We start from the raw sequence: 26,669 nt of genomic DNA on the forward strand, positions 1-26,669 counted from the left end.
ACCTCAGGTGCTGAGCGAGTTCGACGCTCGCAAGCTGCAGCCGGTGATCTGGAATGTGCCGTCGGGTTGCTGCTGCAGCGTGTAGACCGCCTCATAATCCTTGCCGTCGGGGCCGACGATCAGCACTTGCTGGACAATAGAACCCGGGCCCGTCTGCTCGACCTTGCCGAAGGCATAGGATTGTGGCTTGCGCACCGGCGGGTAGCCATTGGTCACCATGTTCATGAAGGCATCGACGGTCGGGAAAATCTGCTTCACGTTCGGGGCGGCGAAGCTGTAGGCCCTGGCGCCGTCATCGGCGAGGAGGGCCTTCAACTGACCGTCGATGACAGCCTGGCCGGCCTTGACCTCGGCATCGCCGGCAAACGCCGAGGATGCCAGCATGACGAACGCGAGTGCGAAAAAGGCGCGGCGCATGACCTGTCTCCACTGTCCCTCGAAAGATGCCTCCGGAAAGACTGTTCCAGGACACATTCTAACATACGCGTGACGGCGCTCCACGGTTTCAGCGGCCGAGAATATTCGTCTCGCCGAGGCGGATGCCTATGCTTAAGCTTCCTTTAAGGCGGGGCGCTCATCGTGAACCCGGGGGAGAGAGCGAGCAACCCATGGGACAAATGATGTTCGCGCAGCCTGTCAGCCGGCGCCTTTTGCTCAGAGGTGCCGCCAGCCTTGCCGCTCTGGCACCGCTGCCGGCCTGGGCAAGGATCGCGCCGACGGTCACGGAAGTGGCCTTCGATCCGGCGATACCGGCACTTGGCAATCCCCAGGGGGATGTGACCATCGCCGAATTCGTCGACTACCAGTGCCCGGTGTGCAAGCTCGTCTTTGTCGAATTGAAGAGGCTGCTGGCCGAGGATCATGGCATCCGGCTGGTGATGAAGGACTGGCCGATCTTCGGCGACGTCTCGCGAGACGCGGCGCGGATGGCATTGTCGGCCGGCCCAAATTATTCCGCCGCCGTCGATGCGCTGATGGCCAACGAACGTGGGCTTTCCGCGCATCGCACCGACGATATTCTCGGTGCGATCGGTGTCGATGTTGCCGGTGCGCGCGCCGGTCTTGCTGCCCGCCAGCCGGAGATCGATGCGCTTCTGTCGCGCAACGATGCCCAGGCAACGGCCTTCAGGCTGCAGGGCACGCCGGCGCTGGTGATCGGCGGCAGGCTGTTCAAGCGCGGCATGCCGGTTGCGGAGCTGCGCGAGGCCGTGGCCAGGGCCCGCGCCGGCTAAGTGCGGATTCCAGTGCTTGAAAGGCCGCCTCCAGTCTGCCAGAAGGGCCGCTTGGACTTGGACGTTTAGCGGGACGAAGCCATGAAGGCGTTTTTCGTGCAGATCAAATGCGAGCTCGGCAAATCTTATGAGGTTGCCAGCGCGCTTGCCGACGCCGAGATCGCCTCGGAAATCTACTCGACCGCCGGCAATTACGACCTGCTCGCCAAATTCTATGTCGATGACGAGGAAGATGTCGGCCATTTCGTCAACGAGAAGGTACAGATTCTCCCCGGAATCAAGGACACCTTCACGGTCGTCACCTTCCGCGCCTTCTAGCCGCTGAACCCACTTGCCCGGGCACGAGGCAAAGCCTGATCAAGGTCATATTTCGACTGCCTCAATTTTAGGCAGGCGCAACATACTGATCGTCCGGATCTCCCAAATCACCGATTGCGCTTGATTTTCTCCGGCGACGCCAGTGAAATGGCGTCACAGGGGAGTATGCGATTGGCAGCGTTTGATGAAATGCTTCCGGAAGTCTCCGGATTGAGAAGACCGTATTCGGCTTATGATCGCTGGCTGAAGGAGCAGGATCCAGCCAGGCTTACCGAGAAGATGCAGGACGCCGAACGCGTCTTCCGCAAGACCGGCATCACCTTCGCCGTCTATGGCGAGCAGGAGGCGTCCGAACGGCTGATCCCGTTCGATATCGTCCCACGCATCATTTCAGGCAATGAGTGGCGGCGCCTGACGCAAGGCATCGAGCAGCGCGTGCAGGCGCTGAACGCCTTTCTCGACGATATCTACCATCGCCAGGAAATCCTGCGCGCCGGCCGCGTTCCCAGGGAATTGATCGCCAAGAACGAGGCGTTTTTGCCGGAAATGATCGGCGTTCGCCCGCCGGCCGGCGTTTACACCCACATTATCGGCGTCGATATCGTGCGCATCAGCGAGGACGAGTTCTATGTCCTGGAGGACAATGCGCGCACGCCATCCGGTGTCTCCTACATGCTGGAGAACCGCGAAACGATGATGCAGCTGTTCCCCGAGCTGTTCCAGAAGATCAAGGTGCGGCCGGTCGAGAACTACCCGCAGCTGCTGCGCCAGTCGCTGGCGGCGGTGCGGCCGCAGAGCACCAAGGGCGCGCCGACGATTGCGGTGCTGACGCCCGGCAGTTTCAATTCCGCCTATTTCGAGCACGCCTTCCTTGCCGACCAGATGGGCGTGCAACTGGTCGAGGGCCAGGATCTGCGCGTCGTCGACGGCCATGTCGCGATGCGCACGACCGAGGGCTACAAGCAGATCGACGTGCTTTACCGCCGGGTAGATGATTCTTTCCTCGACCCGCTGACCTTCAGGCCGGATTCGGCCCTTGGCATACCGGGCATCATGGATGTTTACCGCGCCGGCAACATCACCATCGCCAATGCGCCGGGCACCGGTATCGCCGACGACAAGGCGATCTATTCCTACATGCCCGAGATCGTCGAATTCTACACCGGCCGCAAGGCGATCCTCGGCAACATCCCGACATGGCGCTGCTCGGAGCCGGACAGCCTGAAATACGTGCTCGAGCACATCCACGAGCTGGTGATCAAGGAAGTGCATGGCTCCGGCGGCTACGGCATGCTGGTCGGACCGGCGGCGACGAAGAAGGAGTGCCAGGATTTCGCAAAGAAGCTGGCGGCAAAACCTTCCAATTACATTGCCCAGCCGACACTGGCGCTGTCGACCTGTCCGATCCTGACCGACAAGGGACTGGCGCCGCGCCATGTCGATCTCAGGCCCTACGTGCTGGTCTCCGACCGCATCCAGATCGTGCCTGGTGGCCTGACGCGCGTCGCGCTGAAGGAAGGCTCGCTGGTGGTGAATTCCTCGCAAGGCGGCGGCACCAAGGATACCTGGGTGCTGGATGATTGATTTTCATGTGAAGGGTTTTGGATGCTTTTAGGCCGGACCGCCAACGGACTGTACTGGATGAACCGTTACATTGAGCGGGCTGAAAACATGGCGCGCCTGGTTGACGCGGGACTGCGCATGGCGCTGACCCGAACGCAAAGTGCCTCGGAAGAGTGGAACTCAGTGCTGCTCAGCGCCGGCTCCGACGTCGCCTTCAAGCAGAAGTATTCGGACTATACGGCGGCCGATGTCGCCGATTTCCTTTTGCGCGACACCTCGAACCCGTCGAGCACGATGTCGTCGATCGAGACGGCCCGCAACAATGCCCGCATGGTGCGCACCGCGCTGACGCGCGAGACCTGGGAAAGCATCAACGAAGCCTGGATGTCGTTGAAGCGGATGCTGGCCAGGCCGATCGATGAGCGCGACCTGCCAAGCGTGCTCGATGCGATCAAGCGCGAAACGGCGCTGATCCGCGGCTCGTTCTACGGCACCATGCTGCGCAACGAGATATTCGACTTCTCGCAGCTCGGCACCTATGTCGAGCGCGCCGACAATACGGCACGCATCCTCGATGTGAAATATTACGTGCTGTTGCCGTCGATCTCCTGGGTCGGTTCGACACTCGACAACTATCAGTGGGAATCGATCCTGCGCTCGGTGTCGGCGCATCGCTCCTACCGCTGGGTCTATGATGCAGACTACAAGCCGACCAACATTGCGGACTACCTGATCCTCAATGTCCGCATGCCGCGTTCACTGACCTTCTGCTACCGCTTCCTGTCCGAGCACCTGAAATTCCTCAGCGACGATTACGGTGAGCGTCATGCCTGCCACGCAACGGCGGAAAAAACGCAGGCGATGCTGAGGGCGGGGTCGATAAAGGACATATTCGACGCCGGGCTGCACGAATTCCTGGCCAACTTCATTCGCGACAACACCAAGCTCGGCGACGAGATCGCGCAAGATTACCAGTTCAATTGAGCATGATCCCGAACCGAAGGACCGCGTCAGCGAAAAGTGGGGTCCGGTTTTCGGGCGAGATCATGCTCACAAACGGACAATAAACATGCGGCTCAAGATCACCCACCGGACCGAGTATCGCTACGACGCGCCGGTGCAGTATCTGCTGCAGCGACTGCGGCTGCTTCCGGTCAGCGGCTCGACGCAGACCGTCCTGTCCTGGGCGCTGACGATCGAAGGCGCACGCGAAGAGGTTCGTTTTGTTGACCATTTCGGCAACGACACACGGCTGTTGAGCGTCGAGGGCGAACGCGATTTCATCACGGTGGAAGCGGCTGGTGAAGTGGTGACACGCGACACCGCGGGCGTTTCCGGACCGCACCAGGGCTTTACGCCATTATGGCTTTACAGCCATGAAACGCCGCTGACGACGATTGGCGGCGGGATACGCGAACTCGCCGGTTCAGTCGGCAACGGAACCGATATCGAACGGCTTCACAGGCTGATGGCCATGATCGGCGAGCGTGTCATCTACACGCCCGGCACCACCAATGCGACGACACCGGCCGAGGAGGCCCTGGCGCTGAAAACCGGTGTCTGCCAGGATCACACCCACATCTTTGCCGCCGCGGCGCGCTGCATGGGCTTTCCAGCCCGTTACGTCAGCGGCTATCTGATGCTGGATGCGACGGTAGAGCAGGCGGCAAGCCATGCCTGGGCCGAAGCACATGTTTATGGACTGGGCTGGGTTGCCTTCGACGCGGCAAACGGCATTTCTCCTGACGAACGTTACGTAAAGGTGGCAACGGGCCGGGACTACCGTGATGCCACGCCGGTGTCGGGAATTCGACTGGGACAGGCGGAAGAACAGCTTGCGGTCACCGTCACGGTAGAGCAGTAATCCGCCGAGGATTAGCGCCAGAAGAGATTCCATGACCTATTGCGTCGGGCTCAAGATCGATCGCGGGCTCGTGTTCATGTCGGACACGCGCACCAATGCCGGCATGGATTCGATCTCCACCTTCAAGAAGATGCATGTCTGGGAACAGCCTGGCGAGCGCGTCATCGTCTTGATGTCAGCGGGCAATCTGGCGACGACGCAAGCCGTGGTCAGCCTGCTCGACGAACGCACCAAGACGGTGACGGACCGCCACGAGAAGCTGCTCGAAACGCCATCCATGTACCAGACGGTGCGGCTGGTCGGCGATACGGTGAAAGAGGTAATCGCACAGGCGTCACCCGCCGGCGAGAAGGCCGATTCCTATTTCAATGCCTCCTTCATCCTGGGCGGTCAGATCAAGGGCAGTCCGCCGCGGCTGTTCATGATCTATCCCGAAGGCAATTTCATCGAATCGACCGACGACACGCCGTTCTTCCAGATCGGCGAGACCAAATACGGCAAGCCGATCATCATCCGCGCCTATGAACGGACCATGAGTCTGGCCGAGACGGTGAAGCTGCTGCTGGTCTCGTTCGATTCGACGCTGAAATCGAACCTGTCGGTCGGCCTGCCGCTCGACCTGCTGTTCCTGGAAAAAGATACTTTCAAGGTCGGTTTGAAGAAGCGGATTGGCCAGGACGACCAGTACTACCGCACGATCTCCGATGGCTGGTCGAACGCGTTGAAGACGGCCTTTGCCAGCCTGCCGGATTTTCCCGGTTAGCGTGCAGCAGCATTCGCCACTGGCGGTTGCGTATATTTCACATGTTAAATAGTATCGGTTCTTTAAAGGCCAACCCTAGCGGGTGGCGGTGATGGATCATGTCGGGAGGACAGGATGAACAATGATGAGTTCCGGCAATGGTCGCAGCGCGCCGCCGACTGGGGCGCCGACTATCGCGGCACTTTGCGCGAGCGGCCGGTGCGGCCGCTGGTCGAGCCAGGCGACATATTCAGGAGCATAGAAGCGTCGCCGCCCGAAGACGCCGAACCCATGGACAGGATCTTCGCCGACTTCGAGGAGAAGATCGTGCCGGGGATGACGCATTGGCAGCATCCGCGCTTCTTCGCTTATTTCCCGGCCAACGCGGCGCCGGTCTCCGTGGTGGCCGAGTACCTCGTCTCCGCGATGGCTGCGCAATGCATGCTGTGGCAGACCTCGCCGGCGGCGACCGAACTCGAAACACGCACCGTCGACTGGATGCGCCAGGCGCTCGGCCTGCCGGAAGGGTTTTCCGGCGTCATCCAGGATTCGGCCTCGTCGGCGACACTCAATGCTGTGCTGACCATGCGCGAGCGGACGCTGGACTGGCAAGGCAACAAAAGGGACTGACCGGGCAGGGGCGGCTGCGCATCTATTCCTCGGATCAGGTGCACACGTCGATCGACCGGGCGATCTGGGTCTCGGGCATCGGCGAGGACAATCTGGTGCGCATTCCCGTCAGCGGCCGCTTTCGCGCCATGGACACCGCTGCCCTGGAAGCAGCCATCGTGGCCGACCGGCAAGCCGGCCTGCTGCCGGCAGGCATCATCGCTTGCGTCGGCGGCACCAGCACGGGCGGTACGGACGACATTGCGGCGGTTGCGGAGGTCGCCAAGCGGCATGGGCTCTACCTTCATGTCGATGCGGCCTGGGCTGGGTCGGCGATGATCTGCCGGAGTACCGGCATTTCTGGACCGGTGTCGAAGGCGCAGATTCGATCGTCTTCAATCCGCACAAATGGCTCGGCGCGCAATTCGACTGCTCGATCCAGTTCCTGCGCGATCCCGAAAGCCATGTCCGGACGTTGGCGATCAAGCCGGACTATCTGAAGACGCATGGTCATGACGGCATCATCAACTATTCCGAATGGTCGGTGCCGCTCGGCCGGCGCTTCCGCGCCCTGAAACTGTGGTTCCTGCTGCGCGCCCACGGGCTGGAAAACCTGCGGGCGATGATCCGCAACCATGTCGCGTGGAGCGAAGGCCTTGCCGCGCGGCTGGCAAAGGAACCCGATTTCGAGATCGTCAGCGAGCCGATGCTGTCGCTGTTTTCGTTCCGGCACAGAGCGGGCTCAAACGCCGATGCCGACGAGCACAATCTGCGGCTGGTCAATGCGATCAATGATGATGGCCGCATCTACCTGACGCAGACGAGGGTCGACGGGCAGGTGGCGATAAGGTTCCAGGTCGGCCAGTTCGAGGCGACCGCCGCCGATGTCGATACCGCCTTCACTGTCATCTGCGACTGTGCAAGATCCCTGAGGAGCTGACAGGGATTGTCCCGAGGTAGCCAGCAGGGATTTGCGAGCAAGCATATGGCCGGGCAGGGCGAAGAGGCTAACCAGAACCTGACCGGCGTGTGGAGCGGGCGCTATTTCTATCCGCGTGAACTGGCGCCGGTCTCCTTCGTTGCGACGCTGATTGAGACCGCAACCAGGTTGATGGGGACGACCCATGAACCGGCCGGCCTGGTGACTGGCGCTGTGAGATACGCAACCTTGCAAGGGCAGCGCGATGGCAACTCCGTCTCCTTCGTCAAGACATACGACGATGCCGGTTTGAAGGTGCAGCCGATCGACTACAGCGGCATCCTGAACGGCGACGCAACGGAGATCAAAGGCAGCTGGCGAATTCGGGGAAGCTGGTCCGGAAAATTCCTGATGATCCGCGAGTCGGGCAAAATCGCTGCCGCCACCCGCAAGATGGCGGAGCGCGTCTGAACTGTATCTGCCCGGTTCGCCTTTGCAATCATCGATATTTCATTAGCCGGCGTCTCCCTTTTCACCGCTTTCGTTTTCGGCTATAAACAAGAAAAACGAAAACGGGGAGGTTCTCAATGTATCTGTCGCCGCGCCATGCCGAGATCATCCAGATGGCCAAGGATCATGGCCGCGTGCTGGTCGACGATTTGGCCACGCATTTCAACGTGACGCCGCAGACCATTCGCAAGGATCTCAACGATCTGTGCGACCAGCGGCTGCTTTCGCGCATCCATGGCGGAGCCCTGTTCCCTTCTGGGATCGAGAACATGGAGTATGAGGCCAGGCGCAAGATCGCGGCGGACGAGAAGGAAGCGATCGGCCGCGCGGCGGCCAGGCTGATCCCCGACAACGCCTCGCTTTTCATCAATATCGGCACCACGACGGAAGCGGTCAGCAAGGCGTTGCTCGATCACAACGGCCTGATGGTCATCACCAATAATATCAATGTTGCCAATAGGATGCGCATATATCCCTCGATCGAGGTGGTGATCGCCGGCGGGGTGGTGCGCGGTTCGGATGGCGGTGTCGTCGGCGAGGCGGCGGTCGATTTCATCAGGCAGTTCAAGGTCGACTACGCCGTCATCGGCGCCTCTGCCATCGATCATGACGGCGCGCTGCTCGACTTCGATTTTCGCGAAGTGAAAGTGGCGCAGGCGATCATCGCCAATGCCAGACACGTGATTCTGGTTTCCGACCAGACCAAATTCGAGCGCACGGCGCCGGTGCGCATCGGCCATCTGTCGCAGGTCAACACCTTCATCACCGACCGTTGCGACATCGCATCGGTGCGCAAGATCTGTCAGGAGGCCGAGGTTCAACTGATCGAGACGTCGCTTGGATGAGGCTTCTTCACGGCCATCTCACGGGCTTGTGATATTTCGTTTGACATTCGTTATCAGTTCGAAATAATTCCGCCACGGTTTCGCAAAAGACCAAAAATGGTGCAATGCGAAATCGTGGAGGAGTTAAGTGGACACGTCTTCAGTCCGGGACATTTTCGTCATAGGTGGCGGTATCAACGGTTGCGGTATAGCCCGTGATGCCGTTGGGCGCGGGTTTTCGGTTTTTCTGGCTGAGATGAACGATCTTGCCAGCGGAACCTCCTCCGGCTCGACCAAGCTGATCCATGGTGGCCTGCGCTACCTTGAGTTCTACGAGTTTCGCCTGGTGCGCGAGGCGCTGATGGAGCGCGAGGTTCTGTGGAGGAACGCGCCGCACATCATCTGGCCGATGCGCTTCGTGCTGCCCTATGCCAAGGGCCTGCGTCCGGCCTGGCTGATCAGGCTTGGCCTGTTCCTCTACGACCATATTGGCGGGCGCAAATTGCTGCCTGCGACCAGGACGCTCGACATGGCAAGCGATCCGGCGGGCAAGCCTTTGAAACCCTTGTTCAAAAAGGCGTTCGAATATTCCGACGGCTGGGTCAATGATGCGCGGCTGGTGGCGCTCAACGCTCGCGATGCCGCTGACCGGGGTGCAACGATCCGAACCCGCACGAAGGTGGTCGGCGCGCGGCGCGAAAACGGCCTTTGGACAATCAAGATCGAGAACCTGCAGAGTGGCGAGACCGAAGAGGTCAAGGCCCGGCTGCTGGTCAATGCGGCCGGACCGTGGGTCGATCACGTGCTTTCCGGCGTCGTCGGCCTGAACGATGTGCACAATGTCCGCCTGGTGCAGGGCAGCCACATCGTCATCGCCAAGAAGTTCGACGATCCGCGCGCCTATTTCTTCCAGAACAAGGATGGCCGCATCATCTTCGCCATTCCCTACGAGGAAGAGTTCACGCTGATCGGCACCACCGACCAGGATTATCCCGGCGATCCGCACGATGTGAAGATCAGCGACACCGAGATCGACTATCTCTGTGCCGCCGCCAGCGAATATTTCGCGGTAGCCGTCAAGCGTTCCGACATCGTCTGGACCTATTCGGCCGTGCGTCCGCTCTATGACGACGGCGCTTCCAAGGCGCAGGAAGCGACGCGCGACTATGTGCTGAAGGCCGATGGCGGCGAGGGCGCCGCGCCGATCGTCAATGCCTTCGGCGGCAAGATCACCACCTATCGCCGGCTGTCGGAATCGATGCTGGAAAAGATCGAGGGTTTTCTCGGCAAGCGCGGCAAGCCGTGGACATCAGATGCGCCGCTGCCCGGCGGTGATTTCCCGGCCACGGGCTTCGACGCGCAAGTGGCGAAGCTGAAGACGGCCTATCCGTTCCTCGATGCGCGCCTCGCCCGCCGGTTGACGCGGCTTTACGGGACCCGCGCTCAGGCTCTGCTTGGCCTTGCCAAGTCGAATGCCGAGCTCGGCCGCAATTTCGGCGGCGATCTCTACGAGGCCGAAGTGCGCTATCTCGTTGAAAATGAATGGGCCGTCACGGCGGAAGATGTGCTGTGGCGGCGGACCAAGCGCGGCCTGCATCTCAGCCGCGAGCAGGTCGCGGCACTCGATGAATTCATGCACGGCATAAGCCGGCGGCATGTCGCGGCCGCCGAATGAAGAGGGTTTTGAGCTGATGCAGAAAGCCTGGGAGGAGGCGTCATGCTTGAACTGAGGAACGTCACCAAGACGGTCGGTGCGGTCGAGCACATCCGCGACGTGTCGCTGACGTTGCAGCACGGCTCGCTCAACGTTCTGCTCGGGCCGACGCTTTCCGGCAAGACCAGCCTGATGCGGCTGATGGCCGGCCTCGATGTGCCGACCTCCGGCTCGGTCTGGTTCGACGGCCAGAACGTTACCGGCACGCCGGTGCAGAAGCGCAAGATCGCCATGGTCTACCAGCAGTTCATCAACTATCCGGCAATGACGGTCTATGAGAACATCGCCTCGCCGCTCAGGGTGGCCGGCGTCGAGCAAGCCAAGATCGACAGCCAGGTGCGCGAAGCCGCGGGGTTGCTCAAGCTGACGCCGTATCTCGACCGCACACCGCTCAGCCTGTCGGGCGGCCAGCAGCAACGCACCGCGCTGGCGCGTGCGATCGTCAAGAATGCCAGCCTGGTGCTGCTTGACGAGCCGCTGGCCAATCTCGACTACAAGCTGCGCGAGGAATTGCGGGCCGAACTGCCGAGGATTTTTGCTGCCGCCGGCACCATCTTTGTCTACGCCACCACCGAGCCGCATGAGGCGCTGCTGCTCGGCGGCAACACGGCGACTTTGTCGGAAGGCCGCATCACCCAGTTCGGGCCGACCATCGACGTTTTCCGCAAGCCGGTCGACCTGGTGACGGCGAGGACCTTCGCCGATCCGCCGCTGAACACCATCGTTCTGGCCAAGAAGGGTCCCGACTTCCTGCTCGAAGGCGGGGTGAAACTGCCGGTGCCGCCCGAACTCGTCGGCATTGCCGACGGCAACTACACGATCGGCTTCCAGCCGCATCATCTGTCGCTCGAACGGCCCAATGCCTTGGCCGTGCCGGTGCGGGCAAAAGTCACCATCACCGAGATCACCGGCTCAGAGAGTTTCATCCATCTCGATTTCGCCGATGTGCGCTGGGTCATGCTGACCCATGGCATCAGGGATTTCGAGACCGACGAAGTGGTCGAGGTGTTCATCGATCCGCGTCACATCATGGTCTTCGACGAGCACGGCCGCGCCGTGACCGCGCCGAAGCTGGCGGCTTGAGGAGGACGATATGGCGCGCATCGACGTCAACCATGTCAGGCATTCCTACCTGCCGAACCCGCAGAAGGATGCCGATTTCGCGCTCAGGGAAGTGCACCACACCTTCGAGGATGGCGGCGCCTATGCGTTGCTCGGGCCGTCCGGCTGCGGCAAGACCACGCTGCTCAATATCATTTCGGGGCTGCTTCACCCCTCGCACGGCCAGTTGCTGTTCAACGGCAGGGACGTGACCAATCTGTCGACGCAGGAGCGCAACATTGCGCAGGTGTTCCAGTTCCCGGTCATCTACGACACCATGACCGTCTACGACAATCTGGCCTTCCCGCTGCGCAATCGCGGCGTGCCGGAGGCCGATGTCGACCGCAAGGTGCGTGAGACGCTGGAGATGATCGATCTGGCGTCCTGGGCGAAGAAGAAGGCGAGGGGCCTGACCGCTGACCAGAAGCAGAAGATATCGCTCGGCCGCGGACTGGTGCGCTCCGATGTCAACGCCATCCTGTTCGACGAGCCGCTGACCGTCATCGACCCGCACATGAAATGGGTGCTGCGTTCGCAATTGAAGCAGCTCCATCGCCGCTTCGGCTACACCATGGTCTATGTCACGCACGACCAGACCGAGGCGCTGACCTTCGCTGACCAGGTCGTGGTCATGTACGATGGCGGCATCGTGCAGATCGGCACGCCGGCGGAACTGTTCGAACGGCCGCGCCATACCTTCGTCGGCTATTTCATCGGTTCGCCCGGCATGAACGTCATGCCGGTGGCGATCGAAGGCAGGACGGCAACGCTCGGGTCGCAACGGATCGAGTTGCCGGGCGTACCGAAGGCGGACGGCAGCGCCGTCGAGCTTGGTATCCGTCCCGAATATGTGCGGCTGGGCCGCGAGGGCATGGCCGTTTCGATCAGCAAGGTCGAGGATGTCGGCCGCCACAAGGTGGTGCGCGCCAGACTGGAAGGTCGAGACATCGCCGCGGTGATCGGCGAGGACGAGACCGTGCCGGCCGAACCAAAGGTGCGGTTCGATCCAGCCGGTATCAACATCTATGCCGATTCCTGGCGCGTCGAGATGGGGGCATAGATGGACAAGACCTGGAACAACAAGGCCTGGTTCCTCGTGCTGCCGGTGCTGGTGCTGGTGGCCTTCACCGCCGTCATCCCGCTGATGACGGTCGTCAACTATTCGGTGCAGGACACGTTCGGCAACAATGTCTTCACCTGGGCCGGCACCGAATGGTTCGAGGAACTGCTGTCGTCGAGCCGCTTCTGGGAAGCGATGGTCCGCAACCTGATCTTTTCCTTCATCATCCTGGCGATCGAGGTGCCACTCGGCATCTTCATCGCGCTCAACATGCCGAAAAAAGGCTGGGGCGTGCCGGTCTGCCTGGTGCTCATGTCGCTGCCGCTGCTGATCCCGTGGAACGTCGTCGGCACCATCTGGCAGGTGTTCGGCCGTAACGACATCGGGTTGCTTGGCTATTATCTCAATGCGATCGGCATCGACTACAATTACGTGCAGGATCCGTTCGATGCCTGGGTAACGATCATCGTCATGGATGTCTGGCACTGGACCAGCCTCGTCGTGCTGCTCTGCTATGCCGGCCTGGTCTCGATCCCGGATGCCTTCTACCAGGCAGCCAAGATCGACGGCGCCTCGCGCTGGGCGGTGTTCCGCTACATCCAGCTGCCGAAGATGCAGCGCGTGCTTTTGATCGCGGTGCTGTTGCGCTTCATGGACAGTTTCATGATCTACACCGAGCCCTTCGTCGTCACCGGCGGCGGGCCCGGCAATTCGACGACGTTCCTGTCGATCGACCTCGTCAAGACGGCGCTCGGCCAGTTCGACCTTGGTCCGGCGGCCGCGATGTCGCTGGTCTACTTCCTCATCATCCTGTTGTTGTCGTGGGTGTTCTACACCGTGATGACCAACTACGACGCGGAGCGCTGAGATGGCTGGCGCCAATGAACGAACCGAGCGCAATGCGATGAACGGAACGGCTACATCGGGAGGCCTGGCCAGTTCGCTGTCGCAGAGCGACCTCGACAAGCGCATGCGCCGGCGCGGCGAGGAATCGCGCTGGTGGTGGATCGTGCCGACGCTCTACATCTTCGTGCTGCTGTTGCCGATCTACTGGCTCATCAACATGAGCTTCAAGACCAATGCGGAGATCGTCAACTCGCTGACGCTCTACCCGCACGCGCCGACGATCGCCAACTACGTCACCATCTTCACCGAGAAGGTCTGGTATTCCGGCTACATCAACTCGATCACCTATGTCGTCATGAACATGGTGATTTCGGTGTCCGTTGCGCTGCCGGCGGCTTACGCCTTCTCGCGCTACCGCTTCCTTGGCGACAAGCATCTGTTCTTCTGGCTGCTGACCAACCGCATGGCGCCGCCAGCGGTGTTCGCGCTGCCGTTCTTCCAGCTCTACTCGGCGTTCGGCCTGATCGACACACACATAGCGGTGGCGCTCGCCCACTGCCTGTTCAACGTGCCGCTGGCGGTGTGGATCCTCGAAGGCTTCATGTCTGGGGTGCCGAAGGAGATCGACGAGACCGCCTATATTGACGGCTATTCGTTCCCGCGCTTCTTCGTCAAGATCTTCATGCCGCTGATCGCCAGCGGCATCGGCGTCGCCTGCTTCTTCTGCTTCATGTTCTCATGGGTGGAACTGCTGATCGCCCGTACGCTGACCACGACCGATGCCAAGCCGATCGCCGCCACCATGACCCGCACTGTCTCGGCCTCCGGTATGGATTGGGGGCTGCTCGCCGCCGCCGGCGTTTTGACGCTGATCCCCGGCGCGCTCGTCATCTGGTTCGTGCGCAACTACATCGCCAAAGGCTTCGCCCTGGGGAGGGTGTGATGAAGCGAACGCAAGAGTTCGTCCGCAGCACCATCTTTGAGGGCTTCGCCCTGGGGAGGGTATGATCATGAACTTCGACTTTTCCTGGATGGCATGGACCTGGCCGACGGCCGCTTTTTTCGGCGTCATCGCCCTGCTGCTGGTCGGCATGGGCGCCTGGGAATATGCCTCGCCGGGCGGCAATCCGCGCGTCGGCGTGCTGCGCTTCGAGACGACGCGCGGCGACCGCCTGTTCCTATCGCTGCTCGGCAGCGCTTTTATCCATCTCGCTTGGCTGGGTCTTGTCGGACCGAGCCTCTGGTGGGCTCTCGCTCTCTCCGTGGTCTACGCCATTGGCGTGTTCCGTTACGTATAGAGGGGGAAACTGTTGGAGCGGCAGCGTGCCGGCCGCCGCTCCAGATCGCACTTGAAACCTGAAACAGTGGAGGAAACACATGCGACGGCAATTTTTAACATCAACAACGGCCCTTGTCCTGTTGCTCGGCGTAGGCAATGCCTATGCCGGGATGGATGAGGCAAAAGCCTTTCTGGACAAGGAGATAGGCGGCGTGTCGACGCTTTCTCGCGCCGACCAGGAAAAGCAGATGCAGTGGTTCATCGACGCGGCCAAGCCCTTTGCCGGCATGGACATCAAGGTGGTCTCGGAAACCCTGACGACCCACAAGTATGAGTCAGAGGTGCTGGCACCGGCCTTTACCGCCATCACCGGCATCAAGGTCACGCATGACGTCATCCAGGAAGGCGACGTCGTCGAAAAGATCCAGACCCAGATGCAGACCGGCCAGAACATCTATGACGGCTGGGTCAACGATTCGGACCTGATCGGCACGCATTGGCGCTACCAGCAGGTGCGCAACCTGACTGACTGGATGGCGGGCGAAGGCAAGGACGTTACCGATCCGATGCTCGACGTCAACGACTTCATCGGCACCAAGTTCACCACCGCGCCGGACAAGAAGCTCTACCAACTGCCCGACCAGCAGTTCGCCAACCTCTACTGGTTCCGTTACGACTGGTTCAACGACGAGAAGAACAAGGCCGACTTCAAGGCCAAGTACGGCTACGATCTCGGCGTGCCGGTCAACTGGTCGGCCTATGAGGACATCGCCGCGTTCTTCACCGGCCGCGATGTCAACGGCAAGAAGGTCTATGGCCACATGGACTACGGCAAGAAGGATCCGTCGCTCGGCTGGCGGTTCACCGACGCCTGGCTGTCGATGGCCGGCAACGGCGACAAGGGCCTGCCGAACGGCCTCCCGGTCGACGAATGGGGGATCAAGGTCGACGCCAATTCAAGGCCTGTCGGCTCGTGCACCGCGCGCGGTGGCGACACCAATGGACCAGCATCGGTCTATGCCATCCAGAAGTATCTCGATTGGCTGAAAGCCTATGCGCCGCCGGAAGCCCAGGGCATGACCTTCTCCGAATCCGGCCCCGTGCCGTCGCAGGGCAATGTTGCCCAGCAGATCTTCTGGTACACCGCGTTCACCGCCGACATGGTCAAGCCCGGCCTGCCGGTCATGAACGACGACGGTACACCGAAGTGGCGCATGGCGCCGTCGCCGCACGGCTCCTACTGGAAGGACGGCATGAAGCTCGGCTATCAGGACGTCGGCTCCTGGACGCTGATGAAGTCGACGCCGACCGACCGCGCCAAGGCCGCTTGGCTCTATGCGCAGTTCGTCACCTCGAAGACCGTCGACGTGAAGAAGAGCCAGGTTGGCCTGACCTTCATTCGCGACTCCACCATCCATGACAAGAGCTTCACCGAACGTGCGCCGAAGCTCGGCGGTCTGATCGAGTTCTACCGCTCGCCGGCCCGTGTGCAGTGGACGCCGACCGGTACCAACGTGCCGGACTATCCGAAGCTGGCGCAGCTCTGGTGGCAGAACATCGGTGACGCATCCTCGGGTGCCAAGACACCGCAGGAAGCCATGGATTCGCTGTGCGCCGATCAGGAAAAAGTCATGGCCCGTATCGAGAAATCCGGTGTCCAGGGCGACATCGGACCGAAGATGGCCGAAGAGCATGACCTTGCCTACTGGAACGCCGACGCGGTCAAGGGCGGCAATCTGGCGCCTCAGCTGAAGCTCGAGCAGGAGAAGGACAAGCCGATCACCATCAACTACGACGAACTGGTCAAGAGCTGGCAGAAGTAAGACTGCCTATGCGGGCGCTCGCGCCCGTGTGAAATTGGGGGAGGCGGCGCGTTGCCGTCTCCCTTCTTTGTATCCAGGTGGAGGACACGGGAATGAACGGTTTTGTGCTGGCGATCGACCAGGGAACGACATCAACCCGGGCGATCCTGTTCGACGGCCAGATGAAAGTCGCCGGCAGCGGGCAGAAGGAATTCACCCAGCACTATCCGGCCTCCGGCTGGGTTGAGCACGATCCGGAAGAGATCTGGGCAAGCGTCGTGACGACCGTGAAGGCTGCGCTGAAAAAGGGAGGCTGTGAAGCATCCGAAGTGGCGGCGATCGGCATCACCAACCAGCGCGAAACCGTCGTCATCTGGGACAAGGCGACGGGCAAGCCGATCCACAACGCCATCGTCTGGCAGGACCGGCGCACCGCACCGCTGTGCCATAAACTGAAGAAGCAGGGGCTGGAGAAGACATTCACGCGCAAGACCGGCTTGCTGCTCGATCCCTATTTCTCGGGCACCAAGATCGCCTGGATGCTCGACAAGGTGAAGGGCGCGAGGAGACGTGCCGAGAAAGGCGAATTGCTGGCCGGCACCATCGACAGCTTTCTGATCTGGCGGCTGACCGGCGGCAAGGTCCACGCCACCGACGCCACCAACGCCTCGCGTACGCTGGTCTACAACATCGAGAAAAATGCCTGGGACGACGAGCTTTTGGCCATTCTCGACATCCCGGCCAAAATGCTGCCGGAGGTCAAAGACTGCGCCGACGATTATGGAGTGACCGAGAAAAATCTGTTTGGCGCCGAGATAAAGATCCTCGGTGTCGCCGGCGACCAGCATGCCGCGACCATCGGCCAGGCCTGCTTCGAGCCTGGCATGATGAAATCCACCTATGGCACCGGCTGCTTCGCGCTGCTCAACACCGGCAGCGATCTGGTGCGTTCGAAGAACCGGCTCTTGACCACCATCGCCTATCGGCTGAACGGCAAGACCACCTATGCGCTGGAGGGTTCGATCTTCATCGCCGGGGCTGCCGTGCAATGGCTGCGCGACGGCATCAAGGTGATCGGCAAGGCCGAGCAGAGCGGCAAACTGGCTGCCGAGGCCGACCCGACGCAAAACGTCTATCTGGTGCCGGCCTTTGTCGGATTGGGTGCGCCGCATTGGGACGCCGAAGCGCGAGGCGCCATCTTCGGACTGACACGCAATTCCGGTCCGGCGGAATTTGCACGCGCGGCACTCGAAGCCGTCGCCTACCAGACCCGCGACTTGCTCGACGCCATGCGCAAGGACTGGAAAGGCACGTCGGCCAAGACGGTGCTCAGGGTCGATGGCGGCATGGTGGCATCGGACTGGACCATGCAGCGCCTGGCCGACATTCTCGATGCGCCGGTCGACCGCCCGACCATCCTCGAGACGACCGCGCTGGGTGCTGCCTGGCTCGCCGGTTCGAAAGCCGGCGTGTGGCCGAAGGCGAAGGACTTCGCCAAGAGCTGGGCGCTCGAGCGGCGGTTCAAGCCGGAGATGGATGTCTCGACACGATCCGCCAAGCTGGCAGGCTGGCGCGATGCCGTGCGCAGGACCTTGAGCGCATAAGGAAAGACCCGCGCCGTTTCCGACGCGGGTCTTCTACTCACACTTACCTGCTACTGATACTCATCCTTGGATCAGTAGGGCGAACGGCATTCCTGCCGCGGGCCGTAGTTCGGCTGGAACGTGTTGTCCGAAGAGCGGTAGCTGCGATAGTGGTCATAGCACCACTGCACGTGCGAGTTGCCTTCGTAGACGCGGTTGTTCTCGTTGTTGATGATTGCACCGGTGATCAAGGCACCAGTCGCGAATGCCGCCAGCGGGAACCAATAGTCGCCGTGGCGGCGATAACCACGGTGGTAATCGCGATAGCCGCGATGACCATTCCAATAGCCGCCGCCGTCATTGTTTCGTGCAAAGTTGCGATTGCCGTTGAAATTGCGGTTGCCGAAATTGCGATTGCCGAAGTGGCGATTCTTCATCCATGGCTTGTAGTCAACGGTCTGTACATCGCTCGAAGCTGATGCCGCCTGCGGCACAAACATCTGCGCAGCGTTGGCCGGCATAGCTGCGGCAGCGGCAAACGAAACTGACAAGGTGGTCGCCAGTATACCCGTTACGATCTTGTTCATTGTCTTCTCCTTCGAAAGGGTGATTGACGTCCCTTGTGGCGAGACAACGAGCGATGCACTGGATGGTTCCTCGCAAAACACCAAGTTGCTGATCTGTAATGTTTCTCTAGCCTGACACCAGCGCTGCAAAGTGCTCAGCCAATGGCTCTGCAGCGCCTATATCTCGCTTCATCGAAATGGCCGTTTGGGCAAGTCGACGACGTCGGAAAAGCTTGGCTCTCCGATCCGTTTTTTCCGGTTGACCGGTTGAGCCACTCTCCCTATGTTCCGCGCAATTTCGAGGGCGGCCTTTTCAAGCCCGCGGGAGCGCGTAGCTCAGCCGGTAGAGCAACTGACTTTTAATCAGTAGGTCATGGGTTCGAATCCCATCGCGCTCACCAAATCAACCCAGGATGCAGCAAGGCACGCGGTCAGTCTGCGTGCCCGCAAATTGGGCGAGCGCAGGCCCGGGGCTTCCGCGATCAGCCCATAGGCTAACGCGATCACACAGTTCACAATGCAATCACAAGCGGTCGATTCCTTCAGGGATGTAGCCACTCCAAAAGCCCGTCGCAGGTCGCTCCTGTGGCGGGCTTTTTATTGATCGGGACTGTTTTGGGGCCACGGCGCACCGCATTGTTGACCCCCAGCGCCCTTCTTCACCGTCGGCGTGATCCCCTCGCTCCGTAATTCCTTGCGACTATATTAGAGAAGGCGCATGTTTGTCGTAGAGCAGTCTCAAATCTCAGCGACGGAGCCAAACAGTGTGCAGCAACTGCGACGGTGAAGGGCTTGGCCGGAGGGATTTCCTCAAAGTCGGCGCGGAACTCGTTGCGTTCGGTTTTGGTGGAGCGTCATGGCCGGCGCGCGCGGACGAGAGCGCGGCGCCGCAGCTGACCCTCGATGAATCACTGGCTGCGCTGAAATCCGGCAATGAACGCTATATCAGCCACCCGGAACTTTGCTCGATCGACCTTGCCGCGCAACGGAACGCTGTCGCCGCACACCAGGCGCCCTGGGCCACGATCATCAGTTGCGCCGACAGTCGCGTTCCGCCGGAGCTGATCTTCGGCGGCCACGGTGTTGGAGAACTGTTCGTCGCCCGGAATGCCGGCAACCTCGTCGACACCGCGACGCTCGGCACGGTTGAATACGGCGCGGCGGTGCTCGGCTCACCCTTGATTGTCGTCCTGGCGCACACAAGTTGCGGAGCCGTCAAGGCTGCGTGCGACGTGGTCACCAAGAACGCGACCTATCCCGGCGCGATCGGCCCGATGATCGAGCCGATCCTGCCTGCCGCGATAGCAGTGCGCAGCCAAGCGGGCGATTTCGTCGACAACACCGCCAAGGAGAGCGCGCGGAGAACGGCGATGCGCCTGACCGCTTCGAGCAAACTGCTGGCCGGTCTCACCAAGGCGGGAAGGCTGAAGATCGTCGCGGCGATCTATGACCTTCAAACAGGTGCCGTGACCTACATCGAATAACGACGCCCGACGCGCAGCGATCCCTCACCCACTCCGCGACAAATGCACGTCGAGCACAGCGGCCTTCTTTGCAATCAGGCCTTCCAGATCCGCGTCCGACCGTTTGGTCCCGGTCCGTTCGCGCAGCAGCGAGATCACCGCGCTCATTGAAAGTGGGGTGATTTGGGAAAGCGGCGCGGGCTGGCTACCCAGAATGGCATCCACCGCGCCGGCAACATCCGGGGTCTCCGTTGGTGCTCGCATGGTCGATTCCTTTCTGTTCAGGCCGGGCTCGGCGATATCGGCCGGTGCTCTGACACCGCGATCGAAGACGACTGCCAGGCCGTTCTTGACGGCCAGCGCTGCGACCATATCGTCGAGCTTGCGGTCTGAGAGGGCTGGATCCGTGGGTTTCAACATCCTGCGGACCACCTTGGCGGCCTGATCCGTCGACACGAAGTCATAACGCCGTTTTCTGGCCTCGACATATTGTTCGATGATCATGCCCAGGCGTCGGGCTGCAATATCCCTGGGTTCTTGCGCATCCTTCGGTTCCTGCACTTGGGCCTCCTTGGGCTGCCGTGCGTGCAAATTCGGCAGCCCACAGGAAATAGGGCGGCAAGGTCGGACATCAAACGCTCTTCGATCATTCGGCGCATCTGCCAATGAGGCCGGAACGATCCTGCGGCTGAAGCATTTCGCTCCATGACCAGCTCATTGAGGGAAGGCCGGGCCATGAAGATCGCCCATGTCGCACCATTGTACGAATCCGTGCCGCCAAGGCTCTATGGTGGGACGGAGCGCATCATCTCCTACCTTACCGAGGCTCTTGTCGACCTCGGCCACGACGTGACGCTGTTCGCCAGCGGCGACACCAAGACCTCTGCCAGGCTCGTGCCATGCCGCGAGCGGGCGCTTCGTCTCGATCCCCGTCCGTTGAAATCCGAGATCGCGGCGCATCTGTCGATGCTCGACGAGGTCAGGAAACGGGCCGACGATTTCGACGTCATTCACTTCCATCTCAGCCATTTCCTGCATTTCCCGTTTTTCCGCGACATGTCGCGGCGTACGGTGACGACGCCGCATGGCAGGCTGGACTACGCGGACCTCGCACAAGCCTATGATCGGTTCCCACGCTTCCCGATGATTTCGATATCGCGCAGCCAGCGGGCGCGATTCGCATCCGCGAACTGGCTGGCGACAATCCACCACGGCCTGCCGGTCGATCTCTACGAACCCGAATTCGAGGCAGGCTGGGATGGCGGCTATCTTGCTTTTCTCGGCAGGATGTCGCGCGACAAGCGCCCGGATCGGGCGATCGAGATCGCTCGCCGCACCGGCTTGAAGCTCAAGCTCGCGGCCAAGATCGGTGATGACGATCGCGCCTATTTCGAGGAAGTCGTCCAGCCGATGATCGATGGCGACCAGATCGAATATGTCGGCGAGATCAATGAGCAGCAGAAGACGGCGTTCCTCGGAAACGCCGCCGCCCTGCTTTTCCCGATCGATTGGCCGGAGCCATTCGGCCTTGCCGTGATCGAGGCGATGGCCTGCGGGACACCTGTCATCGCCTGGAGTTGTGGCGCCATGCCGGAGATCGTCGACCACGGCGTGTCCGGTTTCGTCGTCGAGACCATAGAGGATGCCGTTGCCTCCATGCCGGCTCTCCTGCAGCTCGACAGGCGGCAAGTCCGGGCGGTGTTCGAGCGGCGCTTTTCGGCCCGCAGGATGGCTCAGGACTACGCCGCAGCCTATGCAGAGCTGGTCGACGCCGGCGGTCACGTAAAGGCCTCGTAGCGGTACTCCTTCCGGAAATGAACAGGGACAGGCCTATTGACCATCACCCAACTCGACGAGCGCACGCTTGATCCTGCAATAGCCCTGGCTTCCCTGGACGAAACCGCGCCACGGGAGCCGCACAGGCTGTTCGCCCTCAAGCATGGCGACTGCTTTGTCGTCGCCGACGCCTATGGCGATATACGCGGTGTCGGGGACGGGTTCTTTCGCGACGACACGCGCGTGCTCTCCGAATTTCGTCTAACCGTCGGTGGGCGGTCGACGTCATTGCTTGGCGCGTCGCTGAGCCAGGACAACGTCCTCTTCACCGCCAATCTGACCAATCTGCCGATTGAAAGCGCTGCTGGCCGCCAGATTCCGCAAGGCGCAATTCATATCGAGCGCGTCAGGCTGCTGTGGGAGGAAAGGCTGTATGAGCGCATAACGCTCTCCAATTACAGTCGGGAGCATTCGACGATCCTGCTGTCGCTAGGCTTTGGCGCCGATTTCCGCGATATGTTCGAGGTCCGGGGCTCGACCCGCTCGAAGCGCGGAACCGCCCATACGGCAGAGATTGCCCAGAACGCGGTCGTGCTCCGCTACGAAGGCCTGGACAAGGTGGTGCGGACATCGGCGATATCGTTTTCGCAGACGCCCGATCAACTGACCTCCGAACGGGCGGATTTCGTCATCGCCGTCACCAAGCGCAGCAGCCAGACGCTTTACGTGGAGGTGGGCAACGAGACAGATGATCGCCCCGAAAACCATCGGTTTCGCGCTGCTGCTGCCCGTGCCCGTTTCGGCATGCGCGCCAAACGCCGGCATGGCGCGACGCTGCACAGTTCGGGCCGCGTTTTCAACGACTGGATGGCGCGGGCTCGCGCCGATGTCGCGCTGCTCACCACGGAACTGCCGACCGGGCCGTATCCCTATGCCGGCATTCCCTGGTTCTCCACCGCCTTCGGTCGGGATGGCGTGATTTCAGCCTTGCAGATGCTTTGGCTCAATCCTGGGCTGGCGCGTGGCGTTCTTGCATTTCTCGCCCAGCACCAGGCAACAGAGACCTCGCCTTTCAGCGATTCCGAACCCGGCAAGATCATGCACGAGACCCGCAAGGGCGAGATGGTGGCGCTCAGCGAGTTGCCGTTCGGCCGCTACTACGGCGGTGTCGACACCACGCCGCTCTACATCCATCTTGCCTGTGCCTATGCGGACCGTACGGGGGACATAGCCTTCATCGATACGCTGTGGCCATCGCTGTGCGCCGCGGCCGAGTGGATCGAAACGGCGAGCCGTTCGACGGGTTTTCTCACCTACCAGCGCGCGGCGGAATCCGGCCTTGCCAACCAGGGATGGAAGGACAGTTTCGATTCCGTCTTTCACGCCGATGGCCGCATTCCGAAGGGGCCGATTGCGCTGGTCGAGGTGCAGGGCTACGTCTTCGCGGCATTCCAGGGGTTGGCGAAACTGGCACGGCTGCGCGGCGAAACGGAGCGGGCGGAGGGGTGGGAAATACGCGCGGACACACTTCGCCAAAAAGTCGAGCGCCATTTCTGGATCGAGGACCTCAGCTACTATGCGCTGGCGCTGGATGGCGACGGTCAGCCCTGCAAGGTGCGCACATCCAATGCCGGTCACCTGCTTTATGTCGGTCTTCCCAGCCCGGATCGCGCGCGCATGGTCGCCGACCAGCTGCTGTCGGCCTCGTTCCATTCCGGCTGGGGACTGCGGACGCTGGCGGACGATGCGATCTTCTTCAATCCGATGTCCTATCACAACGGGTCCATCTGGCCGCACGACACCGCGATCTGCGCGGCCGGACTGGCGCGATACGGCAGGCGCGACAGCGTGGTGCGGTTGATGAGCGGAACCTTCGAATCCGCCGTCCATTTCAACATGCGTCTGCCCGAACTGTTTTGCGGCTTCACGCGCGCGGCCGGCGAGGCACCGATTGCCTATCCGGTGGCTTGTCTGCCGCAAGCCTGGTCCGCGGGCTCGGCCTTCATGCTCATGCAATCGTGTCTCGGCCTTCAGATCGATGGCTGGGCAGGCGAGATCCATGTGACCCGGCCGCGCCTGCCGATCGGCATCGACAGCCTCGTCATTCGGCATCTTTCGGTAGGGCAAGCGGCGGTGGATCTGACATTCCAGCGCGTGGGAGATCGTGTCGGCGCCTTCCTTGCCGAACCGCATGAGGGGCTGGTGCCTCTGGTGGTCAGGAGCTGAAAAATCGGAACCATCCCGCGCCACGGGCGTTGGACCCCCACTATGGGTGCCGAAAACTCCCAGCCAAAGGAAGTGGTTACGGTATCCCATTGAAAGGTAATCGATTTCAATGCCCGATAGCAGTTCCTACCTGGTCGCTCCCTCAATCGCATTGTGGCTCTTCACCCTTGCAGCTGTTGGCGTCTTGATCATTGCGCTGGTGACGATGATGTTGCGGGCGCGCAGGGGCAGGAGGCCGGCCGCTGTGGAGGCTGACCTGGCTCGTGGCCCGTTGCCGGAATTCGAGAAGAATGGGAAATCCGCTGTCGCCGCGCTGGTGCAATGGTCACCCGAAACACTGCGTCACATCCTGGCAACCGAACTCCCAGATGCCCAGGTGATCGTCGTCTCCAATCGTGAGCCGTATATTCACAACCGCGAGGGCGACGACATCAAACTGGTCGTACCCGCCAGCGGGCTCGTCTCCGCCCTCGAGCCGATCACGCGTGCCTGCGCAGGCACCTGGATCGCCTATGGCGGTGGTTCGGCCGACGCGCTTGTGGTCGACAAGAACGACCGGATCGAGGTGCCGCCGGACAATCCTTCCTACACGCTGCGCCGGGTCTGGCTGAGCGAGGAGGAGCAGCAAGGCTATTATCTCGGCTTTGCCAATGAAGGTCTCTGGCCGCTGTGCCATATCGCCTTCACCCGGCCGATATTCCGCGCCTCGGATTGGGAAGCCTATGAGGCGGTCAACCGCAAATTCGCCGACACCGTTATCGCGGAAGCCCGCAATGAGCGGCCGATCGTGCTGGTCCAGGATTACCATTTCGCGCTGCTGCCGCGGATGATCCGGGAGCGCCTGCCGGAGGCGATCATCATCACCTTCTGGCACATTCCCTGGCCGAATTCGGAAGTGTTCAGCATCTGCCCGTGGCGCGAGAAGATTCTCGACGGCCTGCTCGGCAGTTCGATTGTCGGCTTCCACACCCAGTTCCATTGCAACAACTTCATCGACAGCGTCGACCGTTTCCTGGAAAGCCGGATCGAGCGCGAGGATTCAGCCATTTCCTATGGCGGCGAGATCAGCCTGGTTCACGCCTATCCGATTTCAATCGAATGGTCGCCACCGCACCTGGACAAACTGCCCGACGTCGCGCAATGCCGTCGCCAGGTTCGCGAGAAATTCGGCCTGGCCGAACATGTCAAACTGTGCGTGGGTGTTGAACGTCTCGACTACACCAAAGGCATCCTCGATCGCTTCAATGCGCTCGATGAACTGCTGACGCTTCACCCGGAATGGATCGGCAAGGTAGCGTTCCTGCAGATCGCGGCGCCCAGCCGCGGCACTCTGCCTGCCTATCAACAATTGTACGAGGAGTGCCTGCGCCATGCCGAGGATCTCAACCAGCGCTATGGCCGCCAAGGCTACACGCCCGTCCTGATGGTGACGGAACATCACTCGCAGCTGCAGGTCTACGAAATCTACCGTGCCGCCGACGTTTGCATGGTTACCAGCCTGCATGACGGCATGAACCTGGTTGCCAAGGAGTTTGTCGCGGCGCGCGAGGATGAACAGGGTGTGCTGCTGCTCAGCATGTTCGCCGGCGCCTCCAAGGAGCTGCTGGAAGCACTCATCGTCAATCCTTATGACGCGGCGATGATGGGCGACATCCTGTTGCAGGCCTTGACCATGTCCGAGGAGGAGCAACGCCAGCGGATGCGACGCATGCGCGAGATCGTGCGCGAAAACAATGTCTATCGGTGGGCGGGCAGCATGCTTCTCGATGCTGCGCGTTTGCGCAAGCGTGATGCAGTCGATCGTGCCGTGGGTGCTGCTCCAGCGGCCGCAGCCAATGTGATATCGCTGCTTGATCGCCGACGCGTGGCGGCGCTGTGATGTCGATATCGCCAAACCCGCCGGAACCCGTCGTCCCGCAAGGGCCATGGAGCCTGTTCCTCGATATCGATGGCACGCTTCTCGAACACGCCGCGCATCCCGATGCGGTGGTTGTCAGTGAGGAATTGCGCATGCTGTTGACACGGCTTGAATCGCAATTGGACGGAGCATTGGCGTTCATCACGGGACGGTCGATCGCCGCCGTCGACCATCTCTTCCAGCCCCTCAGATTGCGCGCCGCGGGCCTCTATGGCCTCGAGCACAGGCTGGCACGCGATGGTCCGGTCGAAGCGGCTGTCGAACCGGCCGACATTGCAGCGCTTGCCAACCAAATCGCGACGGAACTGGACAATGCGGACGTCTACATCGAACGCAAGGGACCAATCCTGGCCATCCATACACGCGCAGCCCCGCATTTGCTGCAGCGCGCGACGGAGCTGGTCGAACAGGCATTGGACAAATTACCCGCGGGATATCGGGTCTTGGCCGGAAATGCCGGTGTGGAGCTGATGCCACTGGAGGCGGCGAAGGGAGCGGCCATCCGACGCTTCATGCAAATTCCGGCTTTCAGGGGACGCCGACCGGTGTTCCTTGGTGACGATACGTCAGACGAGAACGGGTTCGAGGTCGTCAACGAATTGGACGGCATCTCGGTTCGCATAAAGCCGCATGGATCGACAGCGGCGCCTTTTGCGCTGGCCGGCGTGGATGCGGCCTTGGCCTGGCTGGACGGGATGAGCAGACGCGAGACTGCGGCCACGCTGGCCGCAATGGCCAAATAAACCGGATTGCA

The 26,669-nt window shown here is 61.3% G+C and carries 24 protein-coding genes, 1 tRNA gene and 1 pseudogene; 23 read left to right on the forward strand and 3 right to left on the reverse strand.

Annotated features, from left to right (window positions below; genetic code table 11):
* Positions 1-3: 3 nt before the first annotated feature.
* Positions 4-417 carry a DUF4864 domain-containing protein gene (locus AC0V7N_RS23170; RefSeq protein WP_475450672.1) on the reverse strand — a complete coding sequence of 138 codons (414 nt, stop codon included), beginning with the start codon at positions 415-417 and terminating at the stop codon, positions 4-6.
* A gap of 191 nt (positions 418-608) precedes the next feature.
* On the opposite strand from AC0V7N_RS23170, the gene AC0V7N_RS23175 reads away from it, so the two are divergent.
* The 17 genes and pseudogenes from AC0V7N_RS23175 (at position 609) to glpK (ending at position 17,987) form a co-directional block, all read left to right on the forward strand.
* Positions 609-1,232 carry a DsbA family protein gene (locus AC0V7N_RS23175; protein ID WP_475450673.1) on the forward strand — a complete coding sequence of 208 codons (624 nt, stop codon included), beginning with the start codon at positions 609-611 and terminating at the stop codon, positions 1,230-1,232.
* A gap of 81 nt (positions 1,233-1,313) precedes the next feature.
* Positions 1,314-1,550 carry an Lrp/AsnC family transcriptional regulator gene (locus tag AC0V7N_RS23180; RefSeq protein WP_010909609.1) on the forward strand — a complete coding sequence of 79 codons (237 nt, stop codon included), beginning with the start codon at positions 1,314-1,316 and terminating at the stop codon, positions 1,548-1,550.
* A gap of 171 nt (positions 1,551-1,721) precedes the next feature.
* Complete coding sequence (locus AC0V7N_RS23185) at positions 1,722-3,134, forward strand: circularly permuted type 2 ATP-grasp protein (RefSeq protein WP_475450674.1); 1,413 nt, start codon at positions 1,722-1,724, stop codon at positions 3,132-3,134.
* A 21-nt stretch (positions 3,135-3,155) separates the two neighbouring features.
* Complete coding sequence (locus AC0V7N_RS23190; RefSeq protein ID WP_475450675.1) at positions 3,156-4,097, forward strand: alpha-E domain-containing protein; 942 nt, start codon at positions 3,156-3,158, stop codon at positions 4,095-4,097.
* 85 nt (positions 4,098-4,182) lie between these two features.
* The gene (locus AC0V7N_RS23195; RefSeq protein WP_475450676.1) at positions 4,183-4,977 is read left to right on the forward strand and encodes a transglutaminase family protein; all 795 of its coding nucleotides are present in this window, start codon (positions 4,183-4,185) and stop codon (positions 4,975-4,977) included.
* A gap of 31 nt (positions 4,978-5,008) precedes the next feature.
* Entirely contained in the window at positions 5,009-5,740 is a 732-nt protein-coding gene (locus tag AC0V7N_RS23200; protein ID WP_475450677.1) for a proteasome-type protease, read from the forward strand.
* 114 nt (positions 5,741-5,854) lie between these two features.
* Positions 5,855-7,268, forward strand: a pseudogene (locus AC0V7N_RS23205) (pyridoxal phosphate-dependent decarboxylase family protein).
* Between the two features lie 45 nt (positions 7,269-7,313).
* Positions 7,314-7,718 (forward strand): hypothetical protein, encoded by a 405-nt coding sequence (locus AC0V7N_RS23210; RefSeq protein ID WP_475450678.1) that lies wholly within the window; start codon positions 7,314-7,316, stop codon positions 7,716-7,718.
* Positions 7,719-7,834: 116 nt separating this feature from the next.
* The gene (locus AC0V7N_RS23215; protein ID WP_027044602.1) at positions 7,835-8,602 is read left to right on the forward strand and encodes a DeoR/GlpR family DNA-binding transcription regulator; all 768 of its coding nucleotides are present in this window, start codon (positions 7,835-7,837) and stop codon (positions 8,600-8,602) included.
* Positions 8,603-8,729: 127 nt separating this feature from the next.
* On the forward strand, positions 8,730-10,256 hold the full coding sequence (glpD, locus tag AC0V7N_RS23220; RefSeq protein ID WP_475450679.1) for a glycerol-3-phosphate dehydrogenase: 1,527 nt from the start codon (positions 8,730-8,732) through the stop codon (positions 10,254-10,256).
* 42 nt (positions 10,257-10,298) lie between these two features.
* On the forward strand, positions 10,299-11,378 hold the full coding sequence (locus AC0V7N_RS23225; RefSeq protein WP_475450680.1) for an ABC transporter ATP-binding protein: 1,080 nt from the start codon (positions 10,299-10,301) through the stop codon (positions 11,376-11,378).
* 10 nt (positions 11,379-11,388) lie between these two features.
* Positions 11,389-12,456: an ABC transporter ATP-binding protein gene (locus AC0V7N_RS23230; protein ID WP_475450681.1), complete on the forward strand. Its 1,068-nt coding sequence runs from the start codon at positions 11,389-11,391 to the stop codon at positions 12,454-12,456.
* Positions 12,457-13,323: a carbohydrate ABC transporter permease gene (locus tag AC0V7N_RS23235; protein WP_027044598.1), complete on the forward strand. Its 867-nt coding sequence runs from the start codon at positions 12,457-12,459 to the stop codon at positions 13,321-13,323.
* A gap of 1 nt (position 13,324) precedes the next feature.
* The gene (locus tag AC0V7N_RS23240; RefSeq protein WP_475450682.1) at positions 13,325-14,245 is read left to right on the forward strand and encodes a carbohydrate ABC transporter permease; all 921 of its coding nucleotides are present in this window, start codon (positions 13,325-13,327) and stop codon (positions 14,243-14,245) included.
* 67 nt (positions 14,246-14,312) lie between these two features.
* Complete coding sequence (locus AC0V7N_RS23245; protein ID WP_475450683.1) at positions 14,313-14,600, forward strand: DUF2160 domain-containing protein; 288 nt, start codon at positions 14,313-14,315, stop codon at positions 14,598-14,600.
* A gap of 79 nt (positions 14,601-14,679) precedes the next feature.
* Positions 14,680-16,404: an ABC transporter substrate-binding protein gene (locus tag AC0V7N_RS23250; protein ID WP_475450684.1), complete on the forward strand. Its 1,725-nt coding sequence runs from the start codon at positions 14,680-14,682 to the stop codon at positions 16,402-16,404.
* Between the two features lie 92 nt (positions 16,405-16,496).
* On the forward strand, positions 16,497-17,987 hold the full coding sequence (gene glpK, locus AC0V7N_RS23255; RefSeq protein WP_475450685.1) for a glycerol kinase GlpK: 1,491 nt from the start codon (positions 16,497-16,499) through the stop codon (positions 17,985-17,987).
* 71 nt (positions 17,988-18,058) lie between these two features.
* Here the strand turns inward: glpK and AC0V7N_RS23260 are convergent, their stop codons facing one another.
* Complete coding sequence (locus AC0V7N_RS23260; RefSeq protein ID WP_475450686.1) at positions 18,059-18,553, reverse strand: BA14K family protein; 495 nt, start codon at positions 18,551-18,553, stop codon at positions 18,059-18,061.
* Positions 18,554-18,857: 304 nt separating this feature from the next.
* On the opposite strand from AC0V7N_RS23260, the gene AC0V7N_RS23265 reads away from it, so the two are divergent.
* Both AC0V7N_RS23265 and AC0V7N_RS23270 read left to right on the forward strand, forming a co-directional pair.
* Positions 18,858-18,933, forward strand: a tRNA-Lys gene (locus AC0V7N_RS23265).
* 363 nt (positions 18,934-19,296) lie between these two features.
* Positions 19,297-20,016: a carbonic anhydrase gene (locus AC0V7N_RS23270; RefSeq protein ID WP_496627284.1), complete on the forward strand. Its 720-nt coding sequence runs from the start codon at positions 19,297-19,299 to the stop codon at positions 20,014-20,016.
* Positions 20,017-20,040: 24 nt separating this feature from the next.
* Here the strand turns inward: AC0V7N_RS23270 and AC0V7N_RS23275 are convergent, their stop codons facing one another.
* On the reverse strand, positions 20,041-20,556 hold the full coding sequence (locus AC0V7N_RS23275) for a hypothetical protein (RefSeq protein WP_475450688.1): 516 nt from the start codon (positions 20,554-20,556) through the stop codon (positions 20,041-20,043).
* 174 nt (positions 20,557-20,730) lie between these two features.
* Here AC0V7N_RS23275 and AC0V7N_RS23280 point away from each other — a divergent pair, with 174 nt between their 5' ends.
* The 4 genes from AC0V7N_RS23280 (at position 20,731) to otsB (ending at position 26,658) form a co-directional block, all read left to right on the forward strand.
* Positions 20,731-21,792 (forward strand): glycosyltransferase family 4 protein, encoded by a 1,062-nt coding sequence (locus AC0V7N_RS23280; protein ID WP_475460454.1) that lies wholly within the window; start codon positions 20,731-20,733, stop codon positions 21,790-21,792.
* 42 nt (positions 21,793-21,834) lie between these two features.
* Positions 21,835-23,997 carry an amylo-alpha-1,6-glucosidase gene (locus tag AC0V7N_RS23285; protein WP_475460456.1) on the forward strand — a complete coding sequence of 721 codons (2,163 nt, stop codon included), beginning with the start codon at positions 21,835-21,837 and terminating at the stop codon, positions 23,995-23,997.
* Positions 23,998-24,106: 109 nt separating this feature from the next.
* Positions 24,107-25,876, forward strand: a complete 1,770-nt coding sequence (locus tag AC0V7N_RS23290) for a trehalose-6-phosphate synthase (RefSeq protein WP_496627285.1) — start codon at positions 24,107-24,109, stop codon at positions 25,874-25,876.
* The gene (gene otsB, locus AC0V7N_RS23295) at positions 25,876-26,658 is read left to right on the forward strand and encodes a trehalose-phosphatase (protein WP_475450689.1); all 783 of its coding nucleotides are present in this window, start codon (positions 25,876-25,878) and stop codon (positions 26,656-26,658) included. The genes AC0V7N_RS23290 and otsB overlap by 1 nt, the downstream gene beginning before the upstream one ends.
* The last annotated feature ends 11 nt before the right edge of the window (positions 26,659-26,669 follow it).

Source organism: Mesorhizobium kamtschaticum, from assembly GCF_056174585.1.

What these genes read in the sequence shown, in the direction of transcription:
- AC0V7N_RS23170 (WP_475450672.1), bottom strand. Translation starts at nt 417, where the DNA reads ATGCGCCGCGCCTTTTTCGCACTCGCGTTCGTCATGCTGGCATCCTCG.
- AC0V7N_RS23175 (WP_475450673.1), top strand. Translation starts at nt 609, where the DNA reads ATGGGACAAATGATGTTCGCGCAGCCTGTCAGCCGGCGCCTTTTGCTC.
- AC0V7N_RS23180 (WP_010909609.1), top strand. Translation starts at nt 1,314, where the DNA reads ATGAAGGCGTTTTTCGTGCAGATCAAATGCGAGCTCGGCAAATCTTAT.
- AC0V7N_RS23190 (WP_475450675.1), top strand. Translation starts at nt 3,156, where the DNA reads ATGCTTTTAGGCCGGACCGCCAACGGACTGTACTGGATGAACCGTTAC.
- AC0V7N_RS23195 (WP_475450676.1), top strand. Translation starts at nt 4,183, where the DNA reads ATGCGGCTCAAGATCACCCACCGGACCGAGTATCGCTACGACGCGCCG.
- AC0V7N_RS23200 (WP_475450677.1), top strand. Translation starts at nt 5,009, where the DNA reads ATGACCTATTGCGTCGGGCTCAAGATCGATCGCGGGCTCGTGTTCATG.
- AC0V7N_RS23210 (WP_475450678.1), top strand. Translation starts at nt 7,314, where the DNA reads ATGGCCGGGCAGGGCGAAGAGGCTAACCAGAACCTGACCGGCGTGTGG.
- AC0V7N_RS23215 (WP_027044602.1), top strand. Translation starts at nt 7,835, where the DNA reads ATGTATCTGTCGCCGCGCCATGCCGAGATCATCCAGATGGCCAAGGAT.
- AC0V7N_RS23225 (WP_475450680.1), top strand. Translation starts at nt 10,299, where the DNA reads ATGCTTGAACTGAGGAACGTCACCAAGACGGTCGGTGCGGTCGAGCAC.
- AC0V7N_RS23230 (WP_475450681.1), top strand. Translation starts at nt 11,389, where the DNA reads ATGGCGCGCATCGACGTCAACCATGTCAGGCATTCCTACCTGCCGAAC.
- AC0V7N_RS23235 (WP_027044598.1), top strand. Translation starts at nt 12,457, where the DNA reads ATGGACAAGACCTGGAACAACAAGGCCTGGTTCCTCGTGCTGCCGGTG.
- AC0V7N_RS23240 (WP_475450682.1), top strand. Translation starts at nt 13,325, where the DNA reads ATGGCTGGCGCCAATGAACGAACCGAGCGCAATGCGATGAACGGAACG.
- AC0V7N_RS23245 (WP_475450683.1), top strand. Translation starts at nt 14,313, where the DNA reads ATGAACTTCGACTTTTCCTGGATGGCATGGACCTGGCCGACGGCCGCT.
- AC0V7N_RS23250 (WP_475450684.1), top strand. Translation starts at nt 14,680, where the DNA reads ATGCGACGGCAATTTTTAACATCAACAACGGCCCTTGTCCTGTTGCTC.
- glpK (WP_475450685.1), top strand. Translation starts at nt 16,497, where the DNA reads ATGAACGGTTTTGTGCTGGCGATCGACCAGGGAACGACATCAACCCGG.
- AC0V7N_RS23260 (WP_475450686.1), bottom strand. Translation starts at nt 18,553, where the DNA reads ATGAACAAGATCGTAACGGGTATACTGGCGACCACCTTGTCAGTTTCG.
- AC0V7N_RS23280 (WP_475460454.1), top strand. Translation starts at nt 20,731, where the DNA reads ATGAAGATCGCCCATGTCGCACCATTGTACGAATCCGTGCCGCCAAGG.
- AC0V7N_RS23290 (WP_496627285.1), top strand. Translation starts at nt 24,107, where the DNA reads ATGCCCGATAGCAGTTCCTACCTGGTCGCTCCCTCAATCGCATTGTGG.
- otsB (WP_475450689.1), top strand. Translation starts at nt 25,876, where the DNA reads ATGTCGATATCGCCAAACCCGCCGGAACCCGTCGTCCCGCAAGGGCCA.